Annotated in this window: 11 protein-coding genes; 1 reads left to right on the forward strand and 10 read right to left on the reverse strand. The window is 65.2% G+C overall.

Annotated features, from left to right (window positions below; translation table 11 throughout):
- The 3 genes from N878_RS04490 to N878_RS04500 form a co-directional block, all read right to left on the reverse strand.
- The coding region (locus tag N878_RS04490; RefSeq protein ID WP_021442492.1) for a hypothetical protein at positions 1 to 982 on the reverse strand (982 nt) is incomplete at its 3' end.
- A 35-nt stretch (positions 983 to 1,017) separates the two neighbouring features.
- A complete protein-coding gene (locus N878_RS04495; protein WP_021442493.1) occupies positions 1,018 to 1,464 on the reverse strand; it encodes a PaaI family thioesterase in 447 nt (148 codons plus the stop codon).
- Complete coding sequence (locus N878_RS04500; RefSeq protein ID WP_021442494.1) at positions 1,461 to 1,940, reverse strand: PaaI family thioesterase; 480 nt, start codon at positions 1,938 to 1,940, stop codon at positions 1,461 to 1,463. Before N878_RS04500 ends, N878_RS04495 begins: the two co-directional genes overlap by 4 nt.
- 172 nt (positions 1,941 to 2,112) lie before the next feature.
- On the opposite strand from N878_RS04500, the gene N878_RS04505 reads away from it, so the two are divergent.
- Positions 2,113 to 2,403 carry a hypothetical protein gene (locus N878_RS04505; protein WP_021442495.1) on the forward strand — a complete coding sequence of 97 codons (291 nt, stop codon included), beginning with the start codon at positions 2,113 to 2,115 and terminating at the stop codon, positions 2,401 to 2,403.
- 44 nt (positions 2,404 to 2,447) lie between these two features.
- On the opposite strand, the gene N878_RS04510 is transcribed toward N878_RS04505, so the two are convergent.
- The 7 genes from N878_RS04510 to odhB form a co-directional block, all read right to left on the reverse strand.
- On the reverse strand, positions 2,448 to 2,840 hold the full coding sequence (locus tag N878_RS04510) for an MAPEG family protein (RefSeq protein ID WP_021442496.1): 393 nt from the start codon (positions 2,838 to 2,840) through the stop codon (positions 2,448 to 2,450).
- Positions 2,837 to 3,571, reverse strand: a complete 735-nt coding sequence (locus tag N878_RS04515) for a DUF599 domain-containing protein (protein WP_021442497.1) — start codon at positions 3,569 to 3,571, stop codon at positions 2,837 to 2,839. The genes N878_RS04510 and N878_RS04515 overlap by 4 nt, the downstream gene beginning before the upstream one ends.
- A 101-nt stretch (positions 3,572 to 3,672) precedes the next feature.
- Positions 3,673 to 4,986, reverse strand: coding sequence for a branched-chain amino acid transport system II carrier protein (gene brnQ / locus N878_RS04520; RefSeq protein ID WP_031302747.1), 1,314 nt, complete (start codon positions 4,984 to 4,986; stop codon positions 3,673 to 3,675).
- 416 nt (positions 4,987 to 5,402) lie between these two features.
- A complete protein-coding gene (sucD, locus tag N878_RS04525) occupies positions 5,403 to 6,290 on the reverse strand; it encodes a succinate--CoA ligase subunit alpha (protein WP_021442499.1) in 888 nt (295 codons plus the stop codon).
- Positions 6,290 to 7,456: an ADP-forming succinate--CoA ligase subunit beta gene (gene sucC / locus N878_RS04530; RefSeq protein WP_021442500.1), complete on the reverse strand. Its 1,167-nt coding sequence runs from the start codon at positions 7,454 to 7,456 to the stop codon at positions 6,290 to 6,292. Before sucC ends, sucD begins: the two co-directional genes overlap by 1 nt.
- Positions 7,457 to 7,701: 245 nt before the next feature.
- Positions 7,702 to 9,138 (reverse strand): dihydrolipoyl dehydrogenase, encoded by a 1,437-nt coding sequence (gene lpdA, locus N878_RS04535; RefSeq protein WP_021442501.1) that lies wholly within the window; start codon positions 9,136 to 9,138, stop codon positions 7,702 to 7,704.
- Positions 9,139 to 9,204: 66 nt separating this feature from the next.
- Positions 9,205 to 9,924: 2-oxoglutarate dehydrogenase complex dihydrolipoyllysine-residue succinyltransferase (odhB, locus tag N878_RS04540; protein WP_021442502.1), on the reverse strand; the 720-nt coding region annotated here is incomplete at its 5' end.

Genomic DNA, 9,924 nt, shown 5'->3' on the forward strand with positions numbered 1-9,924 from the left:
CCTCGGGCTGCGCGGCCGGCGGCGCCGCAGCCACGGTCGGTAGCGGTGGAAAGCGATCGCCGAGCACTGCCCAGCCCTGCTGGTCGCGCTTGCTCAGGCGGATCGGCAGGCGCTCGGCGCGCCCGTCGATCACGGCATCGACCGACAACTCCAGCTCGTCGCCGTCAAAGGTAAAGGGCGGCAGTTTCAGCTCGCGCACGTCGCGGCTGGCGAAACGCCGCTGCAGGTAGTCATGCAGCACATGGACGATGGTGTCGCGCGAGTCGAAACGGCGGTCGACTTCGCCGTCCTCATAACGCAGGCGGTCGCTGTACAGCTCCACGCGGCCGCTCAGGCTGGTCTTGAAACGCGGCGGCAGCACCAGGTGGAAATCACCGACCAGGCGGTTCGGCGCCTGCGGCTGCAGATCCAGGTGCAGGGTATAGCCGCGGCTCAGGCGCCGCGCTTCGGGCAGGTCCTGCTCCGGCAGCAGCCAGCTCAGCTCCACCTCCGGCAGGTTGCCGCCGTCCTGCGGCAGTACGTCGAGGCGCAGCGCGCCGCTGACCGGCTGGGGCAGGCGGATGTTCAGCTCGCGCTGGGCGAAGAAATCCAGGCCCTCGCGCAGGCTGAGCACGCCGTCGATCAGCTCGCCCTGCTGCGGGCGGAACGGCTGGCCGTTGAGCTCGCCGCGCAGCTCGATGGCCAGCTCGGCCGGCACCTGCACCTCGGGCTTGAGCCAGTCCAGGCGCATGATCGCCGCCAGGCGCTCGGCGTCCTTGGCCGCCAGCAGGGTCAGGCCGACCACCAGGGGAATCACCCCCAGGCCGATCAGCGCCACGGCGCTGCGCGCCCGCGACCAGTGGCGTAGCAGGTAGATCAGGGTCAGCGGCGGGATCAGGCTGCCCCAGCCCCACAGCAGGCTGGTGGCGAACGCCCGCATCACCAGCCAGACCAGACCGGCCAGCATCAACAGCAGGCCACCGATTATCAGCAACGCATCCATCCACAGGTTCCTTGTCGTTATTGCGGCGCGCTGCGTTAAGGCTCGTCGACCTTGAAATGGGCGCGGGCGGTGGCGATCGGCTCGGTCTGGGTGGTCTGCCAGGCGGTGATCGCCACGTTGGCGACCCGCCGGCCCTGGCGCCAGACCTGGCACTGCGCGTAGGTGTCACGATAATGACCGGCGCGCAGGTAATCTATCGAGAAGTCGATGATTTTCGGCAAATGTGGGATGCCCATGAACATCAGCAGATGGAGCATGGCGGCATGCTCCATGAAGCCGGCGATCACCCCGCCGTGCAGCGCCGGCAGCACCGGGTTGCCGATGCAGTCGCGGTTGGCCGGTAGGCGAAACACCATGTCCTCGCCCAGGCGCAGGCACTCGATGCCGAGCAGCTTGGCGTAGGGGATCAGGTTGATCAGCGGGTCGTAGTCGTTCTGCTGGTGGGCGCGGGCCACCAGTTGCTCCAGGTTCAGTTCGCTCATGCCGCACCGCCCTGCTGGATGTTCTGCTTCAGCTCGCCGCCACCCTGCACGGCCTTGCCCATACGCATGAAGGCGCCGACCACGTGGGCGATGGGCTGCTCGGGATCGTCCTGGTAGGCGTAACCGCGGGTGAAGATGACGTTGGGGGTGACCCGGTAGCACTCGGCGAAACCGAACACGTCCTTGCCGGGCTCGGCCGGGTGCATGTAGTCGATGCGCAGATCCAGGGTCGGGCAGATCTCGAACTCCGGCAGTACGCAGACGGTGGAGATGCCGCAGGTGGTGTCCATCAGCGTGGTGATGGCGCCGCCGTGGATCACGCCGCTGTCCGGGTTGCCGACGATATGCGCGCTGTATGGCAGGCGCAGGGTCAGTCCCCGGCTATCGGCCGCCTCCACGCGCATGCCCAGCACCTGACAATGACGCAAGGCGGCGAGAAACCGCTGCGCCCGCGCCTGAATCGACTGCTCGCTCATCACTACGACCCTGCTGCTTCACGGGAAAAGGCCGCGCATGATAACGCCTCGCGGCCCCGCCCGGCCAAGGCCGGCGAGGCGCACCGGGAACTTAAGCGCATCCGCTCGCTCCAACGGGGTGCGCATGGGATCACCCCAGCCGCCTATAACTTCCACACATGGAGTGCCGACCGTGAACAAACCCCTGACTTATGCCCTGCTGCTTGCCGCTACCCTGGGTCTCGCCGCCTGCGAGAAGACCCCGGAAGACAAGATGGAGTCGGCCAAGGAGTCAGTCTCCGAAGCCATGGAGAACCTGGGCGACGCCGCCAAGGAAACCGGTGACGCCATCGAACAGAAAGCCGACGAAGTGATGGGCACCGAGCCGACCACTGGCGAAAAAATTCAGGACGCCGCCGAAGACGCCGCCGATGCCATCGAAGAGGCCGGCGACGAAGCCAAGGACGCCGTCGAAGGCCAGTAAGGCCTGAGCAACAAAAAAGGCCCGCCAATGCGGGCCTTTTTCGTTTACAGCGCCGGGCTGAGCATCAACAACAGACTGCACAGCAAGCCGACCACCCAGATCAGGCTGCGCTGCCAGTGCAGGTCGTACCAATAGCACAGCAGGTACAGCACCCGACTGACCACGAAGGTCACCGCCAGCACATCCACCAGCACCCCGTAGGTCTGGGTCACGTGGGCCATCAACACGCCGACGGCGAACAGCGGGAAGGCCTCGAAGCTGTTCTGGTGGGCAGCCAGGGCGCGCGCGCCGAAGCCCGTCAGGCGGTTCTGCTGGGTACGCGGATGACGGTTGTCGTAGCGCCCGCTACCCTCCTCGGCCATCGCCTTGGCCACCGGGGCCTTGGCGATGAAAATCAGCAGGGCGCTGATGAAGACGCACCAGAACGGCAGACTCATTCGCTCTTCTCCTTGGCCACTTCGGCGGCCGGCGTTGGGGTGTAGACCATCACTTCCAGCACATCCGAGTGGAATTCGCGGCGATACAGCACCAGTACCACGCCGGCGGTCACCAGCATGAAGAACCAGGGATTGATGAACCAGGCCAGGGTCGCCATGCCGAAGTAGTAGGCGCGCAGGCCCTGGTTGAACTGGTTGGCGGCCATCGAGATGACCCGCGCGGTGCGCTCGGCGAAGGCCTTGCGCTCCTGCTCGGTGACGTGCCGTTCGCCGACCATGGGCGCCGAACCGACCAGCACCGCGGCGAAGTTGTACTGACGCATGCACCAGCTGAAGGTGAAGAAGGCGTAGACGAACACCACCCCCAGGCACAGCAGTTTGACCTCCGACAGCTCGCGGCTGGCCGGTTGCACGAACGGCAGGTCGGCCAGCAGCGACAGCGCGCGGTCGGAGGCGCCGAGCACGGTGAGGATGCCGGCGAGGATGATCAGGGTGCTGGAGGCGAAGAAGGAGGCGTTGCGCTCCAGGTTGCCGATCACGTTGGCGTCGGCGATGCGGTTGTCGCGCAGCAGCATGCGGCGCATCCAGTCTTCCCGGTACAGATGCAACACACTGGCCAGACAGGGCGTGGCGCGGCCCTTCCACAACGCATAGCGGGTGTAGCCGGCCCAGCAGACGACGAACCAGAGCGCAGCCAGTAGATGGGGCAAGTAATAATCGCTGATGGGCATGCCAACTCCTTGTAGGACTGGCGGCGATTATAGCCAGGGCACCCCGGCGGTTGCCCAAGAAAAAGGCCGCCTCATGGGCGGCCTCTGATGGCGCTGACGACTCAGGCCGCAGCCGGCTGGCGCAGGGCCAGCAGCCGGTCGAGCGCCGCGGCCAGCACCAGGGTCACCAGCACCGGCAGCAGCCAGCCCAGGCTCTGATCGGCCAGCGGCAGTTGGCCGAACCAGGCCGGTACCTGCTCGCCCCAGCCCGCCGCGGCGATGCCGTCGGCCAGGCCGAACACCAGGGTCACCGCCATCACCGGCACGAACACCAGCGACTGCGAGACCCACAGGCGATTGGCCAGGCTCAGCGCCACCAGCACGATGGCCAGCGGATAGAGGCCCACCAGCACCGGCACCGAGACGCTGATCAGCTGGGTCAGGCCCTGGTTGGCCACGCCCAGGCTGAACAGACCGAAGACGATCACCACGCTGCGGTAGGACACCGGCAGCAGGTTGCTGAAGAACTCGCCGCAGGCGGTCAACAGGCCCACCGCAGTGGTCAGGCAGGCCAGGGTGATGACCACCGCCAGCAGCAGGCTGCCGGGGGTGCCGAAGGTGTGCTGCACGTAGGAGGTCAGCACCTGCACGCCGTTCTGCGCATCGCCGGCAATGCCCTGGCTGGTGGCACCGAGGTAGAACAGCGCCAGATAGACCAGCGACAGGCCGATGGCGGCGATCACCCCGGCGATCACCGAGTAACGGGTGATCAGGCCGGCGTCGCTGACGCCGCGGTCGCGGATGGCGCTGGCGATGACGATGCCGAACACCAGCGCGCCGAGGGTGTCCATGGTCAGGTAGCCCTGCAGGAAGCCCTGCACCAGCGGCGCCTCGCGGTAGCTGTCGGCCACCGTGCCGATCTCGCCGGCCGGCGCGAACAGCGCCGCGCCGCCCAGCACCAGCAATGCCGCCAGCAGCACCGGGGTGATGTACTTGCCGATGCGGTCGACCAGTTGCCCGGGGTTGAGCGAGAGGAACAGCACGGCGGCGAAATAGGCCAGGGTATAGAGCAGCAGCGGCAGGCCCTCGTTGCCGGTGAAGGGCGCCACGCCCATCTCGAAGGACACCACGGCGGTGCGCGGAGTGGCGAACAGCGGGCCGATGGCCAGGTACACCGCCACCGCCAGAACGGCGCCGGCGAGCTTGCCGATGGGCGCGGTCAGGCGCTCCATGCCGCCGCCGACGCGGGCCAGGGCGACCACGGTGAGCAGCGGCAGGCCGACGCCGGTGAGCAGAAAGCCCAGCGCCGCTGGCAGAAGGTTCTCGCCCGCCGCCAGACCGGCGCTGGGCGGAAAGATGATGTTGCCGGCGCCGAGAAACAGCGCGAATGTCATGAAGCCGAGGGCCAGGAGGTCCGAGCCTTGCAAACGAGTCATAAAGGGGAATACCACAAGCAGGAAATCGAAGAGTTGCGGGGGTTTCCTTCAGGGATCGGGGAAACGTCGCCCGAGCGTTTGGCTCGAACCACTGCAGGCATCGCCAGGCGCTTGTGGCGCCGCGGACACCGGATAGTTGCGATACTAACGAAATTTGCGCGATAGCAGCACAGTTGCCGGACGAGCTGTCGAACTGGCGTAACTCGCTGTCGCATGCCCGACAGTTGCACGGCTCCAGCGACGACTGCCCTGCCCCGCCGGCCTTCCTGGCGTTCCGCTGTATTCGCGATTTCGCTGCGAGCTTCGCGGATGAATCCGCCACTACCCGAACCTTCGCAGCATCGACAGGCAGCAGGAACAGACGCAAACAAAAAGGCCACCCGAAGGTGGCCTTTTTGCGCAGAGTCAACGAAGGCTTAGGCCTTCTTGACTTCCCAACCGGTCAGCTCGGCCAGGGCCTTGCCGATGTCGGCCAGGGAACGCACGGTCTTCACACCGGCGTCCTGCAGCGCAGCGAATTTCTCGTCTGCAGTGCCCTTGCCGCCGGAGATGATGGCGCCAGCGTGGCCCATGCGCTTGCCGGGCGGAGCGGTCACACCAGCGATGTAGGAAACCACCGGCTTGGTGACGTTGGCCTTGATGAAGGCCGCCGCTTCTTCCTCGGCCGAACCGCCGATCTCACCGATCATGACGATCGCTTCGGTCTTCGGATCGTCCTGGAACAGCTTGAGGATATCGATGAAGTTGGAGCCCGGGATGGGGTCGCCGCCGATGCCCACGCAGGTGGACTGGCCGAAGCCGGCGTCGGTGGTCTGCTTCACGGCTTCATAGGTCAGGGTGCCCGAACGGGACACGATGCCGACTTTGCCTGGCAGGTGGATGTGACCCGGCATGATGCCGATCTTGCACTCGCCGGGAGTGATCACGCCCGGGCAGTTCGGGCCGATCAGGCGTACGCCCAGCTCGTCGCACTTGACCTTGGCTTCCAGCATGTCGATGGTCGGGATGCCTTCGGTGATGCAGACGATCAGCTTGATGCCGCCGTTGGCCGCTTCCAGGATCGAGTCCTTGCAGAACGGCGCCGGCACGTAGATCACCGACGCTTCGGCGCCGGTGGCTTCCACGGCTTCCTTGACGGTGTTGAACACCGGCAGGCCCAGGTGAGTGCTGCCACCCTTGCCCGGGGTCACGCCGCCGACCATCTTGGTGCCGTAGGCGATGGCCTGTTCGGAGTGGAAGGTGCCCTGCGAGCCGGTGAAGCCCTGGCAGATGACCTTGGTGTCTTTGTTGATCAGGATGCTCATTACTTACCCTCCGCGGCCTTGACGACCTGCTGGGCAGCGTCGGTCAGGCTGGTTGCCGCGATGATGTTCAGACCGCTGTCGGCCAGGACCTTGGCGCCCAGGTCGGCGTTGTTGCCTTCCAGACGGACGACCACCGGAATCTTCACGCCGACTTCTTTGACCGCGCCGATGATGCCTTCGGCAATCATGTCGCAGCGCACGATGCCGCCGAAGATGTTGACCAGAACGGCCTTCACGTTGCTGTCGGAGAGGATGATCTTGAACGCTTCGGTCACGCGTTCCTTGGTCGCGCCACCGCCTACGTCGAGGAAGTTGGCCGGCTTGCCGCCGTGCAGGTTGACGATGTCCATGGTGCCCATGGCCAGGCCAGCGCCGTTGACCATGCAGCCGATGTTGCCTTCCAGCGCGACGTAGTTCAGTTCCCACTTCTGCGCATGGGCTTCACGCGGATCGTCCTGGGACGGGTCGTGCATGGCGCGCAGCTTGGGCTGACGGTACATGGCGTTGGAGTCGATGTTGATCTTGGCGTCCAGGCAGTGCAGGTTGCCGTCGGCCTTGATCACCAGCGGGTTGACTTCCAGCAGGGCCAGGTCGTAGTCCTGGAACAGCTTGGCCAGGCCAACGAAGATGTGGGTGAACTGCTTGATCTGATCGCCTTCCAGGCCCAGCTGGAACGCCAGCTCGCGGCCCTGGTACGGCTGCGCGCCGACCAGCGGATCGATGGTGGCCTTGAGGATCTTCTCAGGGGTTTCGTGGGCCACTTTCTCGATGTCCACGCCACCTTCGATGGACGCCATGAACACGATGCGACGGCTGGAACGATCGACTACCGCGCCCAGGTACAGTTCCTTGGCGATGTCGGTGCAGGATTCGACCAGGATTTTGCTGACCGGCTGACCGTTGGCGTCGGTCTGGTAGGTCACCAGACGCTTACCCAGCCAGTTGGCGGCGAAGGCCTTGGCGTCTTCCTTGCTCTTCACCAGTTTGACGCCGCCCGCTTTACCGCGGCCGCCAGCGTGGACCTGAGCCTTGACGACCCACTCGGTGCCACCGATTTTTTCGCAGGCTGCTGCGGCTTCTTCCGGGGTGTCTACCGCGAAGCCCTTGGATACGGGCAGGCCGTATTCAGCGAACAGCTGCTTACCCTGATACTCGTGGAGATTCATGCTTGTCTACCGTCTTCGTTTAGGTATTGCGCATTCGGCGCTGTACTTGTGATACCGCGCCACCTGTGACTGCCTGAGCAGTCCGCCGGGCTTTCCGCGGCGCGTGTCGAGCACTCGACGCGGGCCACCCGCCGTGGTTCTGCTTGCAAACACCGCCGTGGCGATGAGGCGATTACGCGACGCCTCGCCTACCACGGCGGCTTACAACAACTTGCGTGGCCGGACGGGCCGGCCACCTCTGCCGCTTAGCGCTTCTTGCGGTTGGCGATGTGAATGGCGCCGCCATTCACCGCCAGGGCTGCTTCGTGCAGCGCCTCGGACAGCGTCGGGTGCGAGAACACCATCATGCCCAGGTCTTCGGCGCTGGTGCCGAATTCCATGCCGATCGCGCCCTGCTGCACCAGCTCGGCCGCGCTCGGGCCGATCACGTGAACGCCCAGCACGCGGTCGGTCTTGGCATCGGCGATGACCTTGACCAGACCACCGGTATCGTTGGCAGCCATGGCACGACCGCTGGCAGCGAACGGGAAGGTGCCGACGTTGACGGCAACGCCTTCGGCCTTCAGCTGCTGCTCGGTCTTGCCGACCCATGCGATTTCCGGGTGGGTGTAGATCACCGACGGGATCAGGTCGTAGTTCATCTGCGCCTTGTGGCCGGCGATGCGCTCGGCAACCATCACGCCCTCTTCCGACGCCTTGTGCGCCAGCATCGCGCCACGCACCACGTCACCGATGGCGTAGACGCCCGGCACGCTGGTGGCGCACTGGTCGTCGACATAGATGAAGCCACGCTCGTCCAGGGTCACGCCGCTGTCGGCGGCCAGCAGATCGGTGGTCACCGGGCGGCGGCCCACGGCCACGATCAGCTTGTCGAAGGTCAGCTTCTGCTCGCCTTCGGCGTCGGTGAAGCTCACGGTGACCTGCTTCTTCTTCACTTCCGAACCGGTCACGCGGGCGCCCAGGCGAATCTGCAGGCCCTGCTTGGTCAGGGTCTTCAGGGCTTCCTTGGCGATCTGCTCGTCGGCAGCCGGGAGGAACTTGTCCAGCGCCTCGATCACGGTGACTTCCGCGCCCAGGCGCGACCACACCGAACCCAGCTCCAGGCCGATCACGCCGGCGCCGATCACGCCCAGCTTCTTCGGTACGCTCTGGAATTCCAGGGCGCCGGTGGAGTCGACGATCACGTCCTGATCGACCGGGGCCGGCGGGATGTCCACCGGACGCGAGCCGGAAGCCAGAATCACGTTGCCGGCTTCGATGACCTGGGTCTTGCCGTCCTTGTCGGTGACTTCGACCTGCTTGTTCGCCAGCAGCTTGCCGTGGCCTTCGAGCAGGGTCACGCCGTTGGCCTTGAACAGGCCGGCGACGCCACCGGTGAGGTTCTTGATGATGCTGTTCTTGCGCGCCACCATGGCCGGCACGTCGATGGTCACGCCCTTGGCTTCGATGCCGTGCACGGCGAAGCCGTCTTTGGCTTCGTGGTATTTCCAGGAGCTGTCCAGCAGCGCCTTGGACGGGATGCAGCCGACGTTCAGGCAAGTACCGCCGAGGGCGACCTTACCCTCCTTGTCCTGGTACTTCTCGATGCAGGCGGTCTTCAGACCGAGCTGCGCTGCTTTGATGGCCGCTACGTAGCCACCAGGGCCGGCACCGATGACTACCACGTCGAATTTCTGGGTCATAACGTATTCCTTCTCGAATAAACCGGACGGCCCTGTGAACAGGGCCGCCGTGGGAGAGACTGGCTTTTAGATATCCAGCAGCAGACGCGCCGGGTCTTCCAGCAAGTTCTTGATGGTCACCAGGAAGGTCACGGCTTCCTTACCATCGATCAGGCGGTGGTCGTAAGACAGCGCCAGGTACATCATCGGGCGGATCACCACCTGACCGTTGATCGCCATCGGACGCTGGATGATGTTGTGCATCCCCAGGATGGCCGCTTGCGGCGGGTTGACGATCGGGGTCGACATCATCGAGCCAAAGGTACCGCCATTGGTGATGGTGAAGGTACCGCCGGTCATCTCCTCGATCGACAGCTTGCCGTCTTTGGCCTTCTTGCCGAAGGTGGCGATGCCGCTCTCGATCTCGGCCAGGCTCATCAGCTCGGCGTTGCGCAGCACCGGCACCACCAGGCCGCGGTCGCTGGATACGGCGACGCCGATATCCTGGTAGCCGTGGTAGACGATGTCGTTGCCGTCGATCGAGGCATTGACCGCCGGCAGGCGCTTGAGGGCCTCGACAGCGGCCTTGACGAAGAACGACATGAAGCCCAGGCGCACGCCGTTGTGGGTCTTCTCGAACAGCTCCTTGTACTTCGCGCGCAGTGCCATGACTTCGGTCATGTCGACTTCGTTGAAGGTGGTCAGCATGGCCATGGAGGACTGCGCCTCGACCAGACGCTCGGCGATCTTGGCGCGCAGGCGGGTCATCGGCACGCGCTTCTCGGTGCGGTCGCCAGCGGCGAAGAC

The sequence above is a fragment of the Pseudomonas sp. EGD-AK9 genome, assembly GCF_000465935.2.
Classification (GTDB): Bacteria; Pseudomonadota; Gammaproteobacteria; order Pseudomonadales; family Pseudomonadaceae; genus Aquipseudomonas.